The 22,000-nt window shown below is 49.1% G+C and carries 19 protein-coding genes; 7 read left to right on the forward strand and 12 right to left on the reverse strand.

The genetic code is table 11. From position 1 onward, the window contains the following. The first annotated feature begins 120 nt into the window (after nucleotides 1–120). The 4 genes from ACOI06_RS00645 to ACOI06_RS00660 all read left to right on the forward strand — a co-directional run bounded on the left by ACOI06_RS00645 (nucleotide 121) and on the right by ACOI06_RS00660 (nucleotide 5,569). Entirely contained in the window at nucleotides 121–450 is a 330-nt protein-coding gene (locus ACOI06_RS00645; protein ID WP_420660501.1) for a hypothetical protein, read from the forward strand. Between the two features lie 170 nt (nucleotides 451–620). Beyond that, nucleotides 621–1,994, forward strand: coding sequence for an MBL fold metallo-hydrolase (locus ACOI06_RS00650; RefSeq protein WP_420660502.1), 1,374 nt, complete (start codon nucleotides 621–623; stop codon nucleotides 1,992–1,994). 103 nt (nucleotides 1,995–2,097) lie between these two features. Continuing rightward, nucleotides 2,098–3,600, forward strand: a complete 1,503-nt coding sequence (locus ACOI06_RS00655; protein ID WP_420660503.1) for a thymidine phosphorylase family protein — start codon at nucleotides 2,098–2,100, stop codon at nucleotides 3,598–3,600. A gap of 271 nt (nucleotides 3,601–3,871) precedes the next feature. Then, the gene (locus ACOI06_RS00660; protein WP_420660504.1) at nucleotides 3,872–5,569 is read left to right on the forward strand and encodes a Na/Pi cotransporter family protein; all 1,698 of its coding nucleotides are present in this window, start codon (nucleotides 3,872–3,874) and stop codon (nucleotides 5,567–5,569) included. A 129-nt stretch (nucleotides 5,570–5,698) separates the two neighbouring features. Here ACOI06_RS00660 and ACOI06_RS00665 read toward each other — a convergent pair whose 3' ends face one another. The 11 genes from ACOI06_RS00665 to ACOI06_RS00715 form a co-directional block, all read right to left on the reverse strand. Next, nucleotides 5,699–6,793: a tartrate dehydrogenase gene (locus ACOI06_RS00665; protein WP_420660505.1), complete on the reverse strand. Its 1,095-nt coding sequence runs from the start codon at nucleotides 6,791–6,793 to the stop codon at nucleotides 5,699–5,701. A 92-nt stretch (nucleotides 6,794–6,885) separates the two neighbouring features. Then, on the reverse strand, nucleotides 6,886–7,722 hold the full coding sequence (gene proC / locus ACOI06_RS00670; RefSeq protein WP_420660507.1) for a pyrroline-5-carboxylate reductase: 837 nt from the start codon (nucleotides 7,720–7,722) through the stop codon (nucleotides 6,886–6,888). A gap of 46 nt (nucleotides 7,723–7,768) precedes the next feature. After that, complete coding sequence (gene ubiA / locus ACOI06_RS00675) at nucleotides 7,769–8,671, reverse strand: 4-hydroxybenzoate octaprenyltransferase (protein ID WP_420660508.1); 903 nt, start codon at nucleotides 8,669–8,671, stop codon at nucleotides 7,769–7,771. Beyond that, nucleotides 8,644–9,132, reverse strand: a complete 489-nt coding sequence (locus ACOI06_RS00680) for a Dps family protein (RefSeq protein WP_420660509.1) — start codon at nucleotides 9,130–9,132, stop codon at nucleotides 8,644–8,646. Before ACOI06_RS00680 ends, ubiA begins: the two co-directional genes overlap by 28 nt. Nucleotides 9,133–9,218: 86 nt before the next feature. Beyond that, complete coding sequence (locus ACOI06_RS00685) at nucleotides 9,219–10,154, reverse strand: LysR substrate-binding domain-containing protein (RefSeq protein WP_420660510.1); 936 nt, start codon at nucleotides 10,152–10,154, stop codon at nucleotides 9,219–9,221. A gap of 28 nt (nucleotides 10,155–10,182) precedes the next feature. Next, complete coding sequence (gene recG, locus ACOI06_RS00690; RefSeq protein ID WP_420660511.1) at nucleotides 10,183–12,225, reverse strand: ATP-dependent DNA helicase RecG; 2,043 nt, start codon at nucleotides 12,223–12,225, stop codon at nucleotides 10,183–10,185. 28 nt (nucleotides 12,226–12,253) lie between these two features. Further along, nucleotides 12,254–12,640 carry a Rid family detoxifying hydrolase gene (locus ACOI06_RS00695; protein ID WP_420660512.1) on the reverse strand — a complete coding sequence of 129 codons (387 nt, stop codon included), beginning with the start codon at nucleotides 12,638–12,640 and terminating at the stop codon, nucleotides 12,254–12,256. Between the two features lie 251 nt (nucleotides 12,641–12,891). Then, a complete protein-coding gene (gene glnA / locus ACOI06_RS00700) occupies nucleotides 12,892–14,301 on the reverse strand; it encodes a type I glutamate--ammonia ligase (protein ID WP_420660513.1) in 1,410 nt (469 codons plus the stop codon). Nucleotides 14,302–14,516: 215 nt separating this feature from the next. Next, nucleotides 14,517–15,755: a radical SAM family heme chaperone HemW gene (gene hemW, locus ACOI06_RS00705; RefSeq protein ID WP_420660514.1), complete on the reverse strand. Its 1,239-nt coding sequence runs from the start codon at nucleotides 15,753–15,755 to the stop codon at nucleotides 14,517–14,519. Next, nucleotides 15,752–16,429: an RdgB/HAM1 family non-canonical purine NTP pyrophosphatase gene (gene rdgB, locus ACOI06_RS00710; RefSeq protein WP_420660515.1), complete on the reverse strand. Its 678-nt coding sequence runs from the start codon at nucleotides 16,427–16,429 to the stop codon at nucleotides 15,752–15,754. The genes hemW and rdgB overlap by 4 nt, the downstream gene beginning before the upstream one ends. A gap of 20 nt (nucleotides 16,430–16,449) precedes the next feature. Beyond that, nucleotides 16,450–17,385, reverse strand: coding sequence for a LysR substrate-binding domain-containing protein (locus ACOI06_RS00715; protein ID WP_420660516.1), 936 nt, complete (start codon nucleotides 17,383–17,385; stop codon nucleotides 16,450–16,452). 197 nt (nucleotides 17,386–17,582) lie between these two features. On the opposite strand from ACOI06_RS00715, the gene ACOI06_RS00720 reads away from it, so the two are divergent. The 3 genes from ACOI06_RS00720 to ACOI06_RS00730 all read left to right on the forward strand — a co-directional run bounded on the left by ACOI06_RS00720 (nucleotide 17,583) and on the right by ACOI06_RS00730 (nucleotide 20,891). Next, nucleotides 17,583–18,743, forward strand: a complete 1,161-nt coding sequence (locus ACOI06_RS00720; protein WP_420660517.1) for an acyl-CoA dehydrogenase family protein — start codon at nucleotides 17,583–17,585, stop codon at nucleotides 18,741–18,743. A gap of 12 nt (nucleotides 18,744–18,755) precedes the next feature. Then, the gene (locus tag ACOI06_RS00725; RefSeq protein WP_420660518.1) at nucleotides 18,756–20,141 is read left to right on the forward strand and encodes an MmgE/PrpD family protein; all 1,386 of its coding nucleotides are present in this window, start codon (nucleotides 18,756–18,758) and stop codon (nucleotides 20,139–20,141) included. 300 nt (nucleotides 20,142–20,441) lie between these two features. Beyond that, nucleotides 20,442–20,891 carry a RidA family protein gene (locus ACOI06_RS00730; protein ID WP_420660519.1) on the forward strand — a complete coding sequence of 150 codons (450 nt, stop codon included), beginning with the start codon at nucleotides 20,442–20,444 and terminating at the stop codon, nucleotides 20,889–20,891. A 303-nt stretch (nucleotides 20,892–21,194) separates the two neighbouring features. Here ACOI06_RS00730 and rph read toward each other — a convergent pair whose 3' ends face one another. Beyond that, complete coding sequence (gene rph / locus ACOI06_RS00735) at nucleotides 21,195–21,941, reverse strand: ribonuclease PH (RefSeq protein ID WP_420660521.1); 747 nt, start codon at nucleotides 21,939–21,941, stop codon at nucleotides 21,195–21,197. Between the last annotated feature and the right edge of the window lie 59 nt (nucleotides 21,942–22,000).

Here is a 22,000-nt window from a genome sequence, read left to right on the forward strand (position 1 = left end):
TAAGTTTAGCAACTGCGCTTAAAGTCAGTACTGTGCTCAGGTCGTATTCGCAGATGGGGCAGCAGACAGTTTATGATGTTCATAAGATGAATCAAATTGACTTTTATAGGATAGAGCGTGATGTTGACAATTAAGCGTCTCAGAAATGTGTTGCTGACAACTTGTGTGTTGGGAGTTTCCGCAGCGGGATCGAGTCTGGTGCAGGCACAAACAACTGAAAGAATACGTTTGGCGCCTGATTCCAAAGACAACATTTTGGCGCCAGCAGCTTCCTACGATGAGATCCTGAAAACCTTTGAGCGTGAAGCCAAAGCGGCTTACGCCATCGCCAAACAAGAATGCCAAGCGCTCAGTGATGCGCAGGAACGTAATCAATGTCTGGCCAAAGCCAGATTACAATACGATCAGGATTTACGCTACGCACAAGAACGTGCGCAAATGGGACATTAATAGAGGTCATTTGAAGTCGTCTTGATCGAGAAGGTGATTGATGATGGGTTATGCGCAAGGTTGAAATCCGTACAAATCCGATGAGATCAAATCAGGTTTTAGTCTTTTAAGTGTGGACTGCGCACGCTACATTGTCAGCCTTCGTTTAATCAGAAAGGAGGGCAGTCGTCATGGACACACAGTTAAAGCTAGATTTTTTGGGGGCGGCAGGGACCGTCACGGGCTCTAAAACACTGATCCGCGATGGCATGCACAAAATTCTGATTGATTGCGGCTTATTTCAGGGATTTAAAAACCTACGTCTATTGAACTGGGCACAGTTTCCCTTTGACGTGCGCAAACTGGATGCCGTGGTTTTGACTCATGCTCACCTAGATCACAGTGGCGCGTTGCCGCTGTTGGTGAAAGAAGGCTATCAAGGACCCATTTACGCCTCGAAATCGACAATCGATGTGTGCGAAGTGCTACTCAAAGACAGTGCCAAGCTTCAAGAAGAAGAGGCAGAATACGCAAACCGGCATAAAACAACCAAGCATGCGCCTGCAAAACCACTCTATAACTCTTCGGATGTGGCTGAAACGTTAAAGCTTTTCGAGCCATTAACGTTTCATGAGAAGCAAGAAATTCTGCCCAACGTGAATGTTACTTTGCAGTATGCGGGACATATATTGGGCGCTGCGAGTGTGCGTATCCATATTCGAGATCAGGAGATTCTGTTTTCTGGCGACCTGGGTCGTGCTGATGCGCCAATCATGATGTCACCAGAACCCGTGGGTGATGCAGATTATGTCGTGATGGAGTCGACCTACGGTAATCGGCCTAATCATCATGATCACCCAGAAGAGGAATTGGCTGAAATCATTAATGAAACGGTGCGACGGGGTGGGGCGATTCTTATTCCCTCGTTTGCGGTGGGTCGAGCGCAAATGCTTTTGCATGCCATCTCGTCCATGAAGCAAAGACACATCATTGGGCAAGATATTCCAGTTTTTCTGGATAGTCCGATGGCTGTGAATCTCACCCAGCTTTATGAGAAGCATCACGAAGATCACCGTTTTAGCCGACGCGGCATTCAGGATATATTTGATGTGGCGCACATGGTTCGAACCGTCGAAGAATCCAAGCAGCTCAATGCGATTAAGTTTCCGAGAATTATCATTTCTGCAAGCGGCATGGCTACGGGCGGTCGGGTTTTGCATCACTTGCGCACACTCGTGACGGATCATCGTAACTCTGTTGTGTTTGCGGGTTTTCAGGCTGGTGGGACTCGGGGTGCACGCATGGTGAGTGGAGAGCCCACTGTGCGTGTATTCGGTGAAGAACTTCCCGTACGTGCGGCTGTACATTGCATTAACGGATTTTCCGCGCATGCTGATGCGAGTCAGTTGTTAGATTGGTTGAGAAGCGCCAGTTCGCCACCTCGACGCGTCTTTTTGAATCACGGTGAGCCGACAGCTTCCGATACGCTCAGGCAACGCATTGAGAGAGAGCTTCAATTGAATTGCTGCGTACCACTCTTGGGTGAGCAGGTCGTTTTGGGTTGATTGATAACATTATCAATAGATTATTTAAAACTATTAAAGTAATCTATTGAGTAAAACCACAAACAAAATTTATCCTTAAAATAACTAATAAAAGACTTTAACTATGGCTGATACAACACTGAAATATAAAGAGTTAGGCATAGACACGATGCAGGAGTATGTGGCTTTTCTACAGATGGATTGCCATATTGTTCGTTCCGAAGGGATTCAGGCGCAAACGCGCGTTGAACTGATTGCTTGTAACATCCGAATTGTCGCGACAGTGAATGTGATTCACTCGGACATGATCGAGTGTGGTGAGATTGGTTTATCGATGAGCGCACAAGCCGCATTGGGGGTTCAGGAAGGTGATGAAATTATCGTTGCACAAGCGCCCGTAATGGACTCTTTAAGTGAAGTGCGCGGAAAGATTTATGGTGTACAGATCGATCGCCATGGCTTTGATGCGATTATTAAAGACATTTCAAAAGGTCGCTACACCGATATCCATATCGCGGCTTTTTTAACTGCAATGGCAGCGCATCCACCCGTGATCCAGGAGATTACCGATCTAACAGCAGCTATGGTGGATGTCGGTGAGTATTTGGATTGGGGTGCAACTCCGGTGGCCGATAAACATTGTGTGGGAGGCCTGCCAGGTAATCGAACCACCCCCATTGTGGTGGCGATTATGGCTGCTTGCGGTGTCACTATGCCTAAAACATCATCCCGAGCCATCACATCGCCTGCAGGTACGGCCGATGTGATGGAAGTGGTGACGCCTGTCGATTTGTCTGTTGAAGACATGAAGCGCGTCGTGCAAGAGCAGGGGGGATGTTTGGTTTGGGGTGGTGCGCTGGCTTTAAGTCCAGCGGATGATTTATTGATTCGGGTCGCTCGGCCTTTAGAGCTTGATAGTGATGCCCAGCTTGTGGCATCTGTTCTATCTAAAAAAATTGCAGCAGGTGCCACCCACGTGGTAATCGATATTCCCGTGGGGCCAACTGCCAAGATCCGAACTCAGGAACAGGCCATTCATCTTGAGAAAGTTTTGACTGAAGTTGCATTTGCCAATGGTTTACATCTGCGTGCGATTCGCACCGATGGTCGTGCACCCGTTGGACGCGGTATCGGGCCGGCTTTGGAAGCGCGTGATGTTCTTAAGGTTTTACGTTGTGAAGCCGACGCACCGCAAGATTTGCGTGAACGGGCACTAAAAATTGCTGCTGAGCTCCTGGAGTTTTGTGAAATCGTCAAACCCGGTCAAGGCATGCTGCACGCCGTTAGCATTCTGGATCAGGGTAAAGCACTGGAGCGATTTATGGCGATTTGTGAGGCGCAAGGTGGTTTTACAGAACCTCAGACAGCACCGATTCAACACCTCGTGCGTGCGAACCAATCCGGCGTGATCCGTGACGTACACAATAGGCGCTTATCGAGACTGGCGAAGTTACTCGGTGCGCCTGAAGCACAAATGGCAGGGATTGATCTGCATGCCAACTTTAAAGACACCGTGGCGCTGGGTGATCCTTTATTCACATTACATGCGCAAGCCTGGGGCGAAATGGAATACGCCAAGACGTATTTAGAAACCCATCCGTTGTTTCTGATTGAAGCGAGTGATTAATCCAGTATGTGATTAGTCACGCAAAGCTAGACGGGGAATGTTTGATCTAGGTGTTTTTGATGAAGCAGACTCGTCTAGAACTATATCTGAAAATTATGACTGAAATCGCATAATGTGTATTATGTAAAGTTGGGTGGCAACATAGTTGAATGATTCGGTCTTTTTGATCCTCAGTGATACCATTGACGTTTTATGAACAAACCACGGTTCTGACCCCGCAATGCGATGAATCGGTGGTTTGTCTTGTTTCTGAATAAGGGTCCCCCGATACATGGGCGTCACAATACTGTTAGAGCTGATGGGCGGCGTTGCACTCCTGCTATGGGGGTTGCATATGGTTCAGTCCGGCATCATTCGTGCATTTGGTGCCAAGCTGCGCCGTTGGCTCTCCAGTGTGCTGCGTAATAGAACCCGTGCTTTTCTAGCGGGTATTGGGGTGACCTCCGTTTTACAAAGCAGTACAGCCACGGCTTTTATGCTGAGCTCGTTTACGGCCTCAGGTTTAGTCCAGCTTGCCCCGGCCATGGCGGTCATGCTCGGTGCCAATGTGGGCACGACATTAATCGTACAGGTGCTCTCTTTTGATACGTCGGCATTTGCGCCCGTTATGATTTTGGTGGGTGTGATTAGTTTTAAACGAGCCAGCCGAACAATTTATCGAGATTTGGGGCGTGTCGCGATTGGTCTGGGCTTGATGTTGCTTGCGTTAGAAAATCTCGTGCAAGCGTTAAGCCCAATTGAACAAGCACCGGTTGTGCATGAGTTGTTCATGTCAATCACGGGTGACCCGATCTTAACCATTCTGATTGGCGCTGCCCTCACCTGGGCTTCGCATTCTAGCGTGGCCACGGTTCTACTCACGATGTCATTAGCATATTCCGAAGTACTGACACCGACGGCTGCCATGGCATTGGTGCTTGGGGCGAACTTGGGTTCTGCCATTAATCCATTGATTGAAGGTGTTGGCAGTGGCAATCCAGCCGACCGACGTTTACCTGTGGGCAATTTAATCAATCGGATTGTGGGTTGTGCGATCTTTGTACCGTTGCTGGATCCGATTGGCAATTTTTTACATTCCATCGAATTGAATCCAGGTCGGGCAGTTGCGGATTTTCATACGCTCTTTAATCTCATTATGGCCGGACTGTTTATTGTCCCTTTGATGCCGTTTTCGAGATTGCTGGAAAAGTTACTACCTGATCGTCGTAAAACGGCCGATCCAGGCGCCCCACTCTATCTTGACGAAAGTGCGATTGAAACACCGGCTGTCGCACTCACAACAGCCACGCGAGAAACCATGCGCATGGGTGATCTGGTCGATGCCATGTTAGATAACACAATGAAGGGATTACTGACAAATGACCGCAATTTAATCTCTGATGTCGGTAAAAAAGACGATATCGTTGATCGTTTGCATGAGGCTGTGAAGCTCTATGTAGTGAAAGTCACGCAGCAAAGCTTAGATGACAGACAAAGTCATCGCGCCATGGAAATCATGGGCATGGCAATCAATCTGGAACATATTGGCGATATTATTGAAAAAAATCTGGTGGAGCTGGCCAATAAGAAAATCAAGCGCCAATTGCAATTCTCCAAAGACGGCGCCGATGATTTGCTGGAATTTCAAAGCATTGTCCGCGACAATTTGCGTTTGGCGATGACGGTGTTTTTGACGTCAGATACGCGTTTAGCCAAAGAATTACTTGCGCAAAAGTCCAGAATCAGTGAGCTCGAGCTCGCTGCGTCAGAGAATCACATGCAACGCCTGCGTGAAGGTCGCATTGAAAGTATTGAGACAAGCTCGTTACATTTGGATATTTTGCGTGACTTTAAACGGATTCATTCTCACATCACTGCGGCAGCCTATCCAACATTAGAGGCGGCCGGTGAATTACAAGCCTATCGCCAGCATATTGCGTTATTACAAGCCCAACGGACTAAAGCGCAAGATGATCGTAAGAAACGCTAGAGGCCTTTGTGAATTCATTGCGTTAATTAGTTAGATAAACCATTCGTACTGATAAAACGAAGCCCCTAAAGTAATCGACCAGAAGCTATTGAGCGTTCTGGTCGATCAATCAAACAACGTAGATTATCTTTAGATTAGAGCCGCAATTGCATTACCTAAATCTTGAGTACTAGCAGACCCACCAAGGTCTGGTGTTCTAGGTCCATCAATCAGAACCGTTTCAATGGCTTTGACAATCTCATCATGCGCTTGGATCCATGCACCCTGCTCTGCCTCTGGCAATCCGCGCCCCAAGAAGTCAAGCATCATGGCACCGGACCAGATCATAGCAATGGGATTTGCAATGTTTTTTCCGTAAATGTCGGGCGCTGAACCGTGCACGGGTTCAAATAAAGATGGGAAGAGACGATCTGGGTTGAGGTTGCCGGACGGTGCAAGACCAATGGTTCCTGTACATGCAGGGCCCAGATCCGACAAAATATCACCAAAGAGGTTGGATGCCACCACCACATCAAAACGATCGGGTTGCAACACAAAACGTGCGCACAGAATATCGATGTGATGTTTTTCAGTGGCAACGTCTGGATATTGTTTGCCCATTTCCTCAGCACGACTATCCCAATAAGGCATGCTGATGGCAATGCCGTTGGATTTGGTTGCGATGGTTAAGGATTTGCGGGCACGTTGGCGAGCCATATCAAAGGCGAATTTAAGAACTCGATCAGTTCCTGTGCGGGTAAAGACGGCTTCTTGAACCACGATTTCACGGTCAGTGCCTTCAAATAAAACACCGCCTAGTGATGTGTACTCACCTTCAGTGTTTTCACGTACGACCATGAAATCAATGTCACCAGCTTTGCGACCGGCCAACGGGCATGGAACCCCATCAAACAAACGTACTGGACGAAGGTTGATGTACTGATCAAATTCGCGACGAAACTTCAGTAATGAACCCCAGAGTGAGGTGTGATCAGCCACGGTATCAGGCCAGCCCACTGCTCCAAAATAAATCGCATCGCAATCTTTGAGTTGATCTTTCCAGTCATCTGGCATCATTTGACCGTGTTTGGCGTAATACTCGCAGCTCGCCCATTCGTGATGCTCAAAAGTGAGTTTCAGATTGAGTTTTTTGGCCACTTTTTCGAGGATTTTCAAACCCTCAGGCATCACTTCGCGACCAATGCCGTCGCCAGCTAAAACTGCAATACGCATACCTTGACTCATAATCAATTATTCTCCAGATTCTTATTGATGACGATCTTTAACCGTCGCTCTATTTGTTGCTCTGTTTGCTGTACGGTGTGTGTCGATTACGTTCAGATCTGGCCGAACTCATCAGATAACTCAGCAGCACGGATGTGTGCAGCTTGAACCGCTTTGACGATTGTCTCCATAAAACCCTCTGACTGCAAGACATCCAGTGCCGCCGCGGTCGTTCCGCCTTTTGAAGTGACGTTTTCTCTTAAGGCGTGGATAGGTTCTTGGCTATTGGCTGCCAGAGCTACCGCACCCTGTACGGTTGCAATCGCAAGGGCTTTCGCTTCATCTGCGCTTAGGCCAACTTCAACGCCGCCTGCGATGAGCGATTCCAGAAATCGAAACACATAAGCAGGTCCGCTGCCTGAGACAGCAGTGACGGCATCAATTTGCGCATCGTTTACGACCCAAACGACTTGCCCTACGCTTTCTAGGACCTGTGTAGCCAGTGCCTGATGAGCTTGATTCACGCCGCTGCCAGCTGCTAAGCCTGTGACCCCCTGATTTACAAGGGCTGGGGTGTTCGGCATAGCTCGAATGATGTTGGTAAACGGTTGATCCGTTTCACCCAACCAGTTCGACAAGCTTGAGAGAGAAATCCCCGCAGCAATGCTAATGACCAGTGTGTCCGGTTTCAAAAATGGACGAATGGCTTGTGTCACAGCATGAAGCTGTTGTGGCTTGACCGCTAGAACCCAAATGTCACAACCTTCTAAAAAAACATCGGGTTTTGGTCGTGTTTTTAATCCTTGCGTAGCCCAGCGTTCCCGAGTTGGCTCATGAATATCCACCACCAGTAATTGGTCAGCTGGCAACCCTTGGCTGAGCAAACCGTTAATTAGTGCGCCGGCCATATTGCCGCCACCCAGAAAGGCAATTCTAGAAGGTATACTCACAAAAATGCATCCTGAAAAGTTGGGGTCAAAAAATAAGCACCCTACTTCAGGCGCTCAATGCATACTCGAGTACAACGCCCGCAAAAAGCGCAGCACCAAACCAGTTGTTGTGACGGAAAGCGCGGAAACAGGCATCGCGTTCACGATCACGAATCCAGTACAAATGGACACCTGCAATCGCGGCAGCCACCAACACACCGAGTGCGTATGGCCAACTAAAATCAAGCCAAACACCACACCAAGCCATCAGGGCAAGTGTGAGTCCATAGCAAATGCCAATAGCCAACACGTCAAACTCGCCAAATGTAATGGCGGCAGTTTTGAGTCCTAATTTCAGATCGTCATTGCGATCCACCATCGCGTATTCGGTGTCGTAGGCCACTGCCCAGAAGATATTGGCAACCAACAAAATCCACGCAATGGCGGGGACTGTGTCATTGATCGCAGCAAACGCCATGGGAATACCAAAGCCAAAGGCAATCCCGAGATAGGCCTGCGGTACACCAAATAAGCGTTTCATCAGTGGATATGTGGCCGCAATGGCTAAAGCTACAAATGAAAGCTGGATGGTCAGTGTATTTAATAAGAGCACTAAAAAGAATGCGATGAGCGACAGACCGGCTGCAACAAGCAACGCTTCTTTGGGTTGAATCTGACCAGTTGTCAGTACTCGATGCTGCGTGCGTTCGACATGCAAGTCAAAGTCACGATCAAAGTAATCATTGATTGCACAGCCTGCAGAGCGCATCAAAAATGTGCCAACAACAAAAACGAGGAGGATGGGCCATGGTGGCACACCTTCGGCCGCAATCCATAGTGCCCAAAGTGTGGGCCAAATGAGCAGCAGTGTGCCAATAGGCTTATCAATACGAACGAGTCGGGCATAAAGCCCGACTCGGTGCAATACGGCGCTGTGTCCCATTACTGCAGCATGGAACGCAACATCCATGCGTTTTTCTCATGCACATCCAGACGCTGCGTGAGAATGTCAGCGGTTGGCTGATCATTGGCGGCATCGGCTTTTGCAAAGGCAGCACGTGCCGTTTTAGCAACAGCCTCATTGCCTTTGACCAGCATTTCAATCATCTCCATGGCGCTAGGCACACCTTGTGGCTCTGCGATGGTTGAAAGCTTGCCATATTCGGCGTAAGTCCCTGGTGCATAGTGACCCAAGGCACGAATACGTTCTGCGATTTCATCTAGTGCGTTCCATGTTTCGGTGTACTGATCCATGAACATCTGGTGCAACGCATTAAACATAGGACCCGTCACGTTCCAGTGAAAATTGTGGGTCATCAAATACAAAGTGTACGAGTCGGCTAGCAGCTTGGAGAGTTCTTGCGCAACCGCGGCACGATCTTCTGAAGTGATGCCAATATTGATGGCGGGTGCATTATTTTTATCTGTCATCGCGTACTCCTTAACATTGTGATTGATGCTTTAAGCATAACATTTTCACGCGTGTTTAAGTGATATTTCCATGGCAAGAACGCGGCTTAAACCATGAGTTCTCGACGTACACCCTGTAAATCGGTGGCCATGATCGCTTCAGCGAGAGCTTCAATTGCTGGTAAGCGCGTAAATGTTTTGCGCCAAGCTAAAACAACTTGACGACTGGGCACCGGATCTCTAAACGGAATGTATCGAATCAGCGCTGATTCACTTGGATCCGTGGCAGCCACTGCGGTTTGCGGCATAACGGTCACCCCAATTCCTGCTGCAACCATATGGCGAATGGTTTCTAGTGAAGAGCCTTCAAATGTGCGTTGCATGCCTTCAGAGGTATCTGAATAATGAGAGAGCTCCGGACAGACCCCGAGCACATGATCTCTGAAACAGTGACCACTCCCCAGAAGCAACATGTTTTCTTGTTTGAGCTCGTCGGCTGCAATGGATTCTTTGTTTGCCCACGGATGTTTGCTCGGGACGGCAACGACAAAGTCTTCTTCATACAGGACTAAGGACTGCAACCCCGCATCGGGTAAGGGTTCAGCCATAATGGCACAGTCCAATTCACCTTGACGTACGAGCTCAATCAATCTGACCGTAAAGTTTTCTTGCAAAATCAAAGGCATTTGTGGTGTCTTTTGAATTTGCAAAGGGATCAGTTTAGGTAAAAGATACGGCCCGATTGTATAAATTACGCCAACATGTAAAGGCCCGGCCAATGGATCGTGACCCAAACGGGCGATGTCACGAATAGTTTCACTTTCCTGTAGGACTTTGTGCGCTTGCGCAACGATTCTTTGTCCAATCGGGGTCATGCTGACTTCTGCCCCACCGCGCTCAAACAAAGTCACACCCAGTTTGTCCTCTAATTTACGAATGGCAACAGATAGCGTTGGCTGACTCACAAAACAGCTTTCTGCTGCTTTCCCAAAATGGCGTTCTCTGGCTAATGCCACGATATATTTCAATTCCGTTAATGTCACTACCTACTCCATCGGTTGACCTAAAAGTTCAACCATTTAAATAGCTATGTCGGTTCGGCATCCAGCGATCAAGATGGGCTTGTGCAGATTCGGGATGATTTTCAAGCAGTTTGGTTGCCAGCGCCCTTGCCTGCTCCACCCAATAAGCATCTGCCTGATAGTCGGCAAATCGGAGTAAGGCCAAACCAGATTGTCGTGCGCCCAAAAATTCACCAGGTCCGCGTAATTGCAGATCACGCTCGGCAATCTTAAAACCATCGTCCGTTTCATACATGGCGCGAAGACGCTCACGTGCAATTTTTGAAAGCGGCTCTTCGAACATTAGAACGCATATTGACGCCCTTTCCCCACGACCAACCCTGCCGCGCAACTGATGGAGTTGCGCCAAACCAAATCGTTGTGCGTCTTCAATCACCATTAATGCGGCATTCGGTACATCCACGCCCACCTCAATCACGGTGGTGGTCACGAGCAAATCCAATTCATGTTCAGCAAAAGCTCGCATGACTTCACTTTTCTGAGCGGCGGGCAAACGACCGTGCACCAATCCGATGCGTACATGTGGCAGGGCTTCTTGCAACATTTCAAAGGCTAGTGTGGCGGTTTGTAGTTCAAGTGTTTCACTTTCTTCGATGAGCGGACACACCCAGTAAATCTGACCACCCTCTTCAATGGCGTTGGAAATCCCAGCAATCACTTCGTCGCGGCGTGCTTGGTTAATGAGCTTGGTGACAATTGGTGTGCGACCTGGCGGGCGTTCATCGATGACAGAGACGTCCAAATCTGCAAAAAATGTCATAGCCAACGTGCGAGGAATCGGTGTGGCACTCATTGACAACTGATGTGGAAAGATATTGGCTTTTTCTGACAAGGTCAGGCGCTGCATCACCCCAAACCGGTGTTGTTCGTCAATGATGGCTAGACCCAAATCATGAAACGCCACGCCTTGCTGAATCAAAGCTTGGGTGCCCACGATTAAATGCGCTTCACCGTTGGCAATTTGTGCCAGTGTTTCTCTTTTTTGCCGAGCACCTAAAGCACCATAAAGCCACACGCAACGGAGGCCGACCAATTCCGACCACTGATGAAACTTTTGAAACAACTGTTCTGAGAGGATTTCAGTCGGGGCCATGATGGCGGCTTGTTTGCCGTTTTCGACGGCCCTTAAAGCTGCCAACATAGCCACAATGGTTTTGCCACTACCCACATCGCCTTGCAATAAACGATGCATCGGGTAGTTCAGCGTCATGTCGTGATGAATTTGATCCAGACACCTAGTTTGCGCATTTGTTAACGTAAACGCCAACTGCGCCATCAATTGCTCAGTGAGTGATACTTGCGGAGGCACGGGTGCCTTCAGCGGAATGGCCTGCCGATGATGGCGAGCATAGCGGGCAGTGGCCAAACTGAGTTGCTGCGCTAGAAGTTCATCGAACTTGACCCGAACCCAAGCTGGATGGGTTCTCGACTCTAACGCATCGAGGTTTTCAGCCGGTGTTGGGGCATGCAAAATATGCACAGCGCGCGCAAAAGGCATGAGACCAAGCGGTTCATAAAACTCAGCACTGACCACCTCATCGAGCGTTGTGCTATCGATAGCTTTGCGCACTGCGTTGGCAATTTGCTTTTGACCTAAGCCATCGGCAGAGGGATAAATCGCTGTTAATGTTGTCGAGAGTGGCGCGTTGCAAACACTGACTTTAGGGTGCACCATTTCCAGCGTATGAAAGCCATGGCGCACCTCACCGCGAATTCTCCAGCGCTTGCCAGACTGCATTTGTTCGCGCTGACTCGGATAAAAATTGAGCCATCGTAATTGAATCTGACCACTATCATCTCGCACTGTCGCTACTAATTGACGTCGAGGCCGAAAAAGAACTTCTGAATGTGTCACCTCGGCTTCGATTTGAACAGATTGACCTGCTCGAGCTCTTGCGATGGGCATGACACGGGTTTCGTCTTCATAGCGTAAAGGGAAGTGCAAGACAAGATCCATTTGGGACGTCAGTCCCAAACGAGTCAGAACGCTGGCAGATGAAGTGGTTTTAGTCGCTTTTTTAGGAGAAGACATCCGAGACGCTGTGTGTTACGGATAAAAACTAAACAACGACCACTGCGTCGACCTCAAACGAGGCACCTTTGGGCAAGCTCGACACACCCAAGGTAGAACGTGCCGGATAGGGTTCATCAAACACTTCAGCCATGATCGTATTGACCTCCCCGAAGCGAGATAAGTCTGTGAGATACAGCGTGAGCTTTACCACATCGGTGCGTTGAGCACCGCAGGCTTCAATCACGGCGAGCAAGTTGTCAAAAGCCTGACGGACTTGGTTGTGAAAGCTGCTTTCAACCAACGATCCACTTTGTGGCTCAAGACCAATCTGACCAGACAGATAGTACGTTGTGCCTTTGGCGGCACCCACTGCCTGAGAATACGGACCGACGGCGCTGGGGGCCTGATCGCTGTGAATAATTTGATGGCTCATAGAGAAGACCTCATTCAGGTAACTTGTCATGGCTAAATATTCAGATTGATCACAAACGGATTGTTTAGATCATCTGTGCTTTAAAACCATGGTTTCTTTGTGTTTGCTTGTACTGAATCTTATCTGAAATTTCATGGAAAAGCCGAGATCACGAGCACTTTCTATCCACCAATGAGGTCTTTACTGTGATTTCTCGGCATCACCATGACTTCAGCGGATGTGCATTGATCCGCTGAAGTGTTAGAAAGCTTTTAAAGGCTGTAGTACATATCAAATTCAACGGGGTGGGTTGTCATGCGCAAACGCGTGACTTCCTGCATTTTTAGATCAATGTACGCATCAATCATGTCATGGCTAAAGACACCGCCTCGGGTCAAGAACTCACGATCCTGATCCAAAGCTTCAAGTGCTTGCTCTAAAGAACTACAAACCGTTGGAATTTTGGCGTTCTCTTCCGGTGGCAGGTCGTATAAGTTCTTGTCTGCGGGGTCGCCTGGATGAATTCGGTTCTGAACACCATCAAGACCCGCCATCATCAAAGCAGAAAATGCGAGATAGGGATTGGCTAATGGATCTGGGAAGCGAGCTTCGACGCGACGCCCTTTTGGATTGCTCACATAAGGTATGCGAATGGATGCAGACCGGTTTCTAGCTGAGTAAGCCAGTTTCACAGGCGCTTCAAAATGAGGTACCAAACGCTTATAGGAGTTGGTGCCTGGGTTGGTGATGGCGTTCAGTGCGCGGGCATGGCGAATAATGCCACCAATGTAGAACAAAGCGAACTCAGATAATCCAGCGTAACCGTCTCCAGCAAAGAGGTTTTGGCCATCTTTCCAGATGGATTGATGCACATGCATGCCAGAACCATTGTCACCGACAATGGGTTTGGGCATAAACGTGGCTGTTTTGCCATAGGCGTGTGCCACATTGTGGACGGTGTATTTCAAGATTTGGTTCCAGTCAGCACGTTGCACTAAGGTGTTAAACACCGTACCAATCTCGAGTTGCCCGGCGCCACCCACCTCATGGTGGTGGACTTCAACACCCACGCCCTGCTCTTCAAGGAGCAGACACATTTCGGAACGTAAATCGTGATGACTGTCGACGGGTGGAACGGGCACGTAGCCCCCTTTTGTCTGCGGACGGTGGCCTAGATTGCCACCTGGAAACTCAATGCCACGACTCCAAGCACCGGTTTCTGAATGGATTTTGACAAAACAGCCAGAGAGACCATCGTCCCAAGTGACGCCATCAAACACAAAGAATTCGGGCTCAGGCCCAAAATAAGCGGTATCACCTAATCCAGTTGACTGCAAATAAGCTTCGGCGCGCTTGGCTAAAGAACGCGGGTCGCGATCGTATCCCTTCATATCGACCGGGTCGACAACATCACAGGTCAGAATGAGGGTCGGTTCTTCGCGAAATGGATCCAACCGGGCTGTGTTGGGATCAGGCATCATCAGCATGTCTGATGCTTCAATACCCTTCCAGCCTGCCAGTGAGGATCCATCAAAAGGCTGACCCGATTCTAGGCTATCCTCATCGACTGTATGCGCGGGTACCGTCAGATGGTGTTCTTTACCGAGTGTGTCAGTAAAACGAAAATCAACAAATTTAACGTTGTGTTCGGCAATTTGTTTGAGAACGGCTTGTATATCCATCTGTTATTGTGCGGGAAACTTGAGGCGTGCCAAGTTTGATAGTCTGACACTGCGCTGTGTCTGATACCCGCTTCCTCCGGTTTGCTTGTGGCTATCAACTGATTAATCGGTGCGACTGCGTCCCTATCCGTATCTGGACTGACGATCAGCCTTTAAAACTGTCGAGATTGCAATATTGAAATCAATCTCTTAGCTCAGGTGTATTTTCCCATATCTTAAAGGTTTTCAGGCAAAAAAATGCTTTGCAGTGTTGTTAGATGACGCCAACCGAGTTCGGTTGCCACAATTCGTGTGGGATCTTCAGATAATAAGCCTTCATCCATTGCCCGATTGAGCGGTGCTGAAATTTCCCGCAGAGGCATGCCGGTGTAGCTTTCAAAGAGATCGCTAGGTACACCCTCTTTCAGTCGTAACGCATTGAGCATGAACTCAAAAGGCATGTCTTGGCGCTCAATGGTGGCATCATGCGTAATGTGCGAGTCATCTCTGCGTAAGGCGTTTTGCATCCACTGCTGTGGATTACGGGTGCGTGCTTGTCGAATGATTCGGTCTTGAAAGGACAACTTACTGTGGGCACCCGGTCCGATGCCTAAATAATCACCAAATCGCCAGTAATTCATGTTGTGCTGGCATTGTTGGCCGCGTTTGGCGTAAGCAGAAATCTCGTAACGATCCCAGCCATGGGACACGATTTCATCCGTGATCACATCTTCCATATCAGCCAAGGTATCGTCATCGGGCTGTTTGGGTGGATATTTTGCAAAGACCGTTTGAGGCTCGATTGTGAGCTGATATAAGCTTAGATGCCCTGTGGCATAGCCGCGAATTTCTTGCAGAGCTTGGCGCCATTGCGACAAAGTTTGCTCTGGCAAACCATACATGAGGTCCAGATTAACGCGCTCAAACGTCTGACAGGCCAGATCGATGGCATGGCGTGCCTGAGACGCGTCATGGATACGTCCTAAAGCAAGAAGCTGCGCATCATCCAGTGCTTGAACACCCAGTGAAATTCGGCTCACACCACTGGCGGCGTAGCCTTTAAACCGATTGGCTTCAGCCGTGCCTGGATTGGCTTCCAACGTAATTTCCGGCAAGATACAGAGTGGCAAGCGTGAGCGCACCATCATCAAAATTGCATCGAGCGTGGCTTCTGATAATAAACTAGGTGTACCACCCCCAAAAAACACCGCCTGAATTTGGCGACCCCAGACATTGGGTAAAGCCGCTTCTAGATCTGCCGTTAGCGCTTCCAGATACTCGGCTTCGGGTAACTGATCAGGGACTTCGTGCGAATTGAAATCACAGTAAGGACACTTTTTGATGCACCATGGCACATGAATATAGAGTGTCAGTGGTGGTGGTGCGGCCACACCCCCAACTGGTGCGCTCGGTGCCTGCTGGCGGCTGATCTGATCGGCTTGCAGAATGGGAATAATGCGGGAGTCTTGTTTCATAAAGTCACCGCGCAGCCCGCATCGGCTGCATTTGAGTGGGTGGCAGAAGATTTAGGTTGTGCAACAGAAGGCGTATTGAGGATTTCAATGAGACGCTGACTGGCCAAGGCACGATGGCTGATCTGGTTTTTAACGGCAGGATCAAGTTGTGCGACGGTTTTTTGCAGCGCGTCTATCCAAAAGTGTGGGTCGTATCCAAACCCATGCGTACCCTGCGCTTCTAAAACGATCTCGCCAGGCCAGATAGCTTGCGCAACGATTGGCAACGGATCTTCGGCGTGGCGCACTAAAACCAGCACGGCGACATAATAAGCATGACGGTTGGTTACCTGACTGAGGACCTGGACCAGCTTGGCATTGTTCAGTGCGTCTTGCTCCATCCCCTGCTGTGGTTGCGCAAAACGGGCTGATTGCACTCCAGGTGCACCATCGAGGGCACTGACACATAAGCCGGAATCATCGGCTAAAGCGGGTAAACCACTTTGCGCACTGGCATGACGGGCTTTGGTGAGTGCGTTTTCTAAAAACGTGCCATAGGGCTCGGGTGCTGGTGTAATGCCCAGGCTTTTTTGAGAAACGACCTCTATCCCTAGAGGGGCGAGTAAAGACTCAAACTCTCGGCATTTACCGGGATTTCCTGAAGCTAGGACAGTTTTTTCAAAAGCAGATTTCATGGGTTGGTAGAAGTTCTTCCTTAAAACTTGGTCGCAGATGCTGGGGGTTGGACCTCATCGGCAGGCACGTCTTCCAAGAGTAAATCCACCAGATCTCTGGCAAAAGCCGGGAGTTGTTTGAGGTCACGCACACAAATATGGAGTTCGCGCTCAGCCCATTGTTCTTTAAGTCGTATGGTATGCAAGTTCATGAGTCCGGCATAACGCATGGCTGCACGTTCGGGCACAACGCCAATCCCAACACGCGCTTCAATCATGCGACATACGGCCTCAAAACTGGCCACTTCGACCCGGAATCGTAAAGCAACACCCACCAAGTCCGCTTCTTTAATCAGAAAGGGGTGAATCGCGCTCCATTCTGACAGACCGACATAGTCGTATTCAAGCGTATCGACAAACGAAATGTTTTCACGTTTGGCTAGTGGATGATCTGGATGCGTCACTAACGTTAGGTGATCTTTGCGATAGGGTAAATATTCCAGTCCGACGCCAACGGGTTGACCAGCCACGATGCCAATATCGGCGGAACCTTCACTCACCGCTTTGACAATCTCAAAGCTTAAGTGCTCACGCAAGGTGACATTGACTTCCTGATGGTTGGTCAGATAGCGGCTTAAAACAGCGGGCATGAACTCTGTCATGGCAGTCGTGTTCGCGAGAACACGGATTTGCCCTTTTGTTCCGCTCGCAAATTCATGCAGATCGCCGCGTAGCTGATCAATTTGCATGAGGACTTGTCGGGCATGCTTCAGAAATGCTTCACCGGCAGCCGTGAGCGTGACGCCTTGGCTGTTGCGATGAAATAGTCGCGTCCCGAAATGCTCTTCGAGATTTTTGACGCGGTTACTTGCAGCGGGCAACGACAGATGGGTGCGCTCTGCCCCACGCGTGAGACTGTGCACGTTGCTAATGTTCACCACAAGTTGTAGATCGGTCAGGTCAAAATGGCTGGCCATGCAATATTTAGAACCACAAAAGCAATAATCGTTGGCTCGCCTGACCGTATTTGTACGGCTTTTGTGGCGAAGCCCCTAAAGATTTGAACAGAGTCGGTTCATAAGCGTAAAAGCGAGACTTAAGCAAACACCAATAGGCAATTTGGTCGCGGTACGGCAAAGTATGACTATGTTCAATTGTTTATTCTAAGCCAACTATGACAACGCACGCCGAAATGTACCAAGATATCCGCGAAGGGGTTCGTAGCCTTTGCGCCCAGTTCTCCGACGAATATTTCCGTAAGATCGATGAAGTTCGTGGTTACCCTGTCGAATTTGTGGATGCATTGACCGAAGCGGGCTGGCTCGCTGCCCTCATTCCTGAAGAGTATGGTGGTGCAGGTCTGTCCATGACGGAAGCTTCTGTGATTATGGAAGAAATCAACCGTTCAGGCGGTAACTCAGGCGTTTGTCACGGACAGATGTATAACATGGGCACTCTGGTTCGCCACGGTTCCAAAGAACAAAAAGAATTCTATCTGCCAAAAATTGCAAGCGGCGAATTGCGTTTGCAATCCATGGGTGTGACAGAACCGACAACCGGTACTGATACCACCAAAATCAAGACAACGGCCGTTAAAAAAGGCGATCGTTATGTGATTAATGGTCAAAAAGTGTGGATTTCTCGCGTTCAGCATTCCGATCTGATGATCTTGCTGGCCAGAACCACACCACTCGAAGAAGTTCAGCGCAAAGCCGACGGGATGTCTATTTTTATTGTCGACATTCATGATGCGGTTAAAAACGGCATGACCGTGCGCCCCATTCCAAACATGGTGAACCACGAGACCAACGAACTATTCTTTGACAATCTGGAAATCCCCGCAGAAAACCTGATCGGTGAAGAAGGCAAAGGTTTCCGTTACATTCTGGATGGTCTGAACGCAGAACGTTCGTTGATCGCTGCGGAATGTATCGGTGACGGCTACTGGTTTATTGACCGTGTCACCAAATACGTCAATGAGCGCATCGTGTTTGACCGTCCAATTGGTCAAAACCAAGGTGTTCAGTTTCCTATTGCAAAAGCGTATATCAACGTGGAAGCTGCAAGCCTGATGCGCTTTGAAGCCACACGTTTGTTTGATGCCGGCAAACCTTGCGGCACGCAAGCCAATATGGCCAAAATGCTCGCAGCCGATGCATCCTGGGAAGCTGCCAACGCCTGCTTGCAGTTCCACGGTGGTTTTGGGTTTGCGTCTGAATACGACATTGAGCGCAAATTCCGCGAAACCCGCTTGTATCAAGTTGCCCCCATCTCGACTAACTTAATCTTGTCTTATGTGGCTCAGCACGTTCTGGGTATGCCACGTTCTTTCTAAGGAATTGGGAATATGACGAACAATCTGAATCAACGCGACAATCCGAGCTCGGTTCTGGCCCGATTTGCGTCTGAGCTGCAATACGACGACATCCCGACAGACGTCGTGAGTCGTTGTGAAGACCTGCTGCTCGACACCATGGGTTCAATTTTGGCTGGTAGCGTGACTCGCCCTGTCCAGGCCATGGCCACATTTGCAGCGCAAATGGCGCCTACTGACGGTCCTAGCGAAGACTACGTCCGTCGCACAAAAACATCGCCCTACTTTGCTGCGATGGTCAATGCCGCAGCTGCACACGTTGTCGAGCAAGATGATGTGCACAATGGCTCCGTGTTTCACCCAGCGGCAGTTGTGTTTCCACCGGCGTTGGCTGTTGCGCAAGCCGTGGGTGCAAGTGGCCGTGAATTCATCACCGCCTGCGTGGCTGGTTATGAAGTCGGCATTCGGGTCGGTGAATTTTTAGGCCGTGCTCACTACAAAATCTTCCACACCACAGGAACAGCCGGTACGCTGGCTGCAGCTGTGACCGTGGGTCGTTTGCTTAAGCTGGATTTTGAGCAAATGTGTCATGCCATCGGTTCGGCGGGCACCACCGCTGCAGGCTTGTGGGAATTTCTCAAAGACGCCGCAGACTCCAAACAGTTGCACACAGCGCATGCGGCTGCAGCAGGTATGCAGGCTGCTTATTTGGCACGTGAAGGCTTTACAGGTGCCTCGCATATTCTGGAAGGCTCGCAAGGTATGGGTGCTGGGATGACCGAAGATGCGGATCCAGCCAAACTGGTGGATCGCCTCGGTACACGCTGGGCACTGGCAGAAACTTCCTTTAAGTTCCACGCTTCTTGCCGACACACTCACCCGGCAGCAGATGCGCTGCAGGCAGTGATGCAAGCGAACAATCTGAAAGCCGATCAAATCGCTTCTGTTGTGACGCATGTGCACCAAGGTGCGATTGATGTGCTCGGTCCCGTGACTGACCCCCAGACTGTTCACCAGTCCAAATTCTCCATGGGGACTGTCTTGGCACTGATCGCATTGCGTAATTCTGCCGATCTGAAGGGCTTTGATGAAGCGCTCAATAACGATGCAGTAGCCGCTTTCCGTAATAAAGTCACTATGGAGTTGGACGAAGAAGTTGACACCGCCTACCCACAACGCTGGATTGGTAAGGTCACCGTAACCACCACCGATGGTCAAACACTGTCAGGTCGTGTTGATGAGCCCAAAGGCGATCCAGGTAACACCCTGTCACGTCCAGAAATTGAGGACAAGACACGTCGCTTGGGGACCTACCAAGGTGCAGCTTCTGCACAGGAAGTTGAAGACATCATTGCGCATGTCTGGCAACTACGTAATCAGGAGGTGCTGCAAGCTTTGTTGTTAAAGCAAGCCGCGTAAAACCTGAGTCACACAAACTGGTTCATTCTGACTGAAGTTCCGTTTGTGTCAGTTGCTTGTGGGGCGTCTTCATGACAAAGTGAAGACGCCCTACTTGCGTATACACCCAAACGTTTGAAAAGTTCTTTGATCCAAGTGCTCTACCCTGTGACTGGTGCCTAAGCTGCAATGAACCGATCACCTTGAAAGACTGCTAAAGTGCAGATTGCTTACTATGATTGGACAAAGTGTCGGGCAAGGTCTGCTTAGACACTGCCGATCGAATCTGAACCTTCAACGCGTTAAACGCAGGAGACTTGCATGGATACCAAAGCCATTGATGCCATTGTGTTACCCAAACCAGTGGGTAATTTTTTGTTTTACAGAGTTGTGAGTGATCTGGTTTATCTGTCAGGTCAAACCTGCGCACGTGATGGACAGATGTTGTTTCAGGGACGTGTTGGTGAAGATCTTACTGTTGAGGAAGGTTATCAGGCGGCACGCGTTTGCATGGAGAACTTGTTTGCAGCCCTCAAAATGTCGGTCAATGGTGATTGGTCACGTGTACTTGAGTGCATCCGTTTGACAGGCTATGTCAACTCGCAAGCCCCTTTTGCAAAAACACCGGCTGTCATGAATGGTGCCTCTGACCTTGTGGTTGAAATCATGGGCGAAGAAGCAGGCCAACATGCTCGATCTGCTGTGGGTGTATCTGCCCTACCCGGCAATGCCGCTGTTGAGGTTGAAGCGATTTTCCGCATCCTCAACTGATTGGATAGTTGGTTTGACTCGGGTCACCACATGACTGTTGTCTTCGTGGTGGCCCGATTTGACACGATTCAAACTAAAACGAATGTCAAAAGTAAAACAGAAATAAATAGAAAAACAAAAATCTAAAAAGATAAAACTATTTATATCAAATAGTTACTTGATAATATTAATAAAATATTTAAAAAATAAATTTAATTGATTAATAAATAACACTATTGATTGATTTTAAAGATACAGATTTGTAATCAAATTTGATCTATTTTATTAAATTATTTCTATAGACTTTTGTTTTTTAACGCTTAGTCAATTCGTCTGTCTGGCAGTGTGTGCTGCATCTAGTAACTCACGAATACCTTTCTCAGCCAGATCCAATACTTTGTTAAATTGCGCTCGGTTAAACGTCTGACCTTCGGCTGTGGCTTGTACTTCAATGAGTTCGCCTTCGCCTGTCATCACAACATTCACATCGGCGTCGCAACTGGAATCTTCTTCATAGTCCAAATCGAGTCGGGCTTCACCATCCAAGATACCCACAGACACGGCTGCAACACGATCGGTGAGTGCGGATTTTTCTAAGAGGCCTTTTTGCAATAAGCCATCCATTGCATCAGCCAGTGCAACCCACGCACCCGTAATGCTGGCGCACCGCGTGCCACCATCTGCTTGCAAAACATCGCAGTCAATCTGAATCGTGCGCTCACCCAGCGCTTTCAGATCCACCACTGCTCTGAGACTGCGCCCGATTAGGCGTTGAATTTCTTGCGTGCGACCAGATTGTTTGCCGCGAGCCGCTTCGCGATCGGAGCGTGTATGGGTGGATCGTGGCAACATCCCATATTCAGCCGTCACCCAGCCTTGACCCTGTCCTCTTAGGAACGGTGGTACTTTATCCAATACACTGGCGGTACACAACACCTTGGTGTGCCCCATACTCACTAATACAGAGCCCTCTGCGTAACGTGTGAACTGTCGCTCAAAGGTCACGGGGCGCAAGGCATCCAAGGCACGCTCATCAAGGCGTGTCGAAGTCGTTATTGTGGAACCAGACAAGATGTTCTCCCTTATGAATCAATACAAACAACAATCGACCATCATACGCTGTCAGTTCA

This window comes from Orrella sp. 11846, from assembly GCF_048820935.1.
Lineage (GTDB): Bacteria > Pseudomonadota > Gammaproteobacteria > Burkholderiales > Burkholderiaceae_B > Algicoccus.

What these genes read in the sequence shown, in the direction of transcription:
- recG (WP_420660511.1), bottom strand. Translation starts at nt 12,225, where the DNA reads ATGTCTTCTCCTAAAAAAGCGACTAAAACCACTTCATCTGCCAGCGTT.
- ACOI06_RS00695 (WP_420660512.1), bottom strand. Translation starts at nt 12,640, where the DNA reads ATGAGCCATCAAATTATTCACAGCGATCAGGCCCCCAGCGCCGTCGGT.
- ACOI06_RS00730 (WP_420660519.1), top strand. Translation starts at nt 20,442, where the DNA reads ATGGATACCAAAGCCATTGATGCCATTGTGTTACCCAAACCAGTGGGT.
- rdgB (WP_420660515.1), bottom strand. Translation starts at nt 16,429, where the DNA reads ATGAAATCTGCTTTTGAAAAAACTGTCCTAGCTTCAGGAAATCCCGGT.
- ACOI06_RS00645 (WP_420660501.1), top strand. Translation starts at nt 121, where the DNA reads ATGTTGACAATTAAGCGTCTCAGAAATGTGTTGCTGACAACTTGTGTG.
- ACOI06_RS00665 (WP_420660505.1), bottom strand. Translation starts at nt 6,793, where the DNA reads ATGAGTCAAGGTATGCGTATTGCAGTTTTAGCTGGCGACGGCATTGGT.
- ACOI06_RS00650 (WP_420660502.1), top strand. Translation starts at nt 621, where the DNA reads ATGGACACACAGTTAAAGCTAGATTTTTTGGGGGCGGCAGGGACCGTC.
- hemW (WP_420660514.1), bottom strand. Translation starts at nt 15,755, where the DNA reads ATGAAACAAGACTCCCGCATTATTCCCATTCTGCAAGCCGATCAGATC.
- ACOI06_RS00725 (WP_420660518.1), top strand. Translation starts at nt 18,756, where the DNA reads ATGACGAACAATCTGAATCAACGCGACAATCCGAGCTCGGTTCTGGCC.
- ACOI06_RS00680 (WP_420660509.1), bottom strand. Translation starts at nt 9,132, where the DNA reads ATGACAGATAAAAATAATGCACCCGCCATCAATATTGGCATCACTTCA.
- ACOI06_RS00660 (WP_420660504.1), top strand. Translation starts at nt 3,872, where the DNA reads ATGGGCGTCACAATACTGTTAGAGCTGATGGGCGGCGTTGCACTCCTG.
- glnA (WP_420660513.1), bottom strand. Translation starts at nt 14,301, where the DNA reads ATGGATATACAAGCCGTTCTCAAACAAATTGCCGAACACAACGTTAAA.
- ubiA (WP_420660508.1), bottom strand. Translation starts at nt 8,671, where the DNA reads ATGGATGTTGCGTTCCATGCTGCAGTAATGGGACACAGCGCCGTATTG.
- ACOI06_RS00655 (WP_420660503.1), top strand. Translation starts at nt 2,098, where the DNA reads ATGGCTGATACAACACTGAAATATAAAGAGTTAGGCATAGACACGATG.
- ACOI06_RS00715 (WP_420660516.1), bottom strand. Translation starts at nt 17,385, where the DNA reads ATGGCCAGCCATTTTGACCTGACCGATCTACAACTTGTGGTGAACATT.
- ACOI06_RS00720 (WP_420660517.1), top strand. Translation starts at nt 17,583, where the DNA reads ATGACAACGCACGCCGAAATGTACCAAGATATCCGCGAAGGGGTTCGT.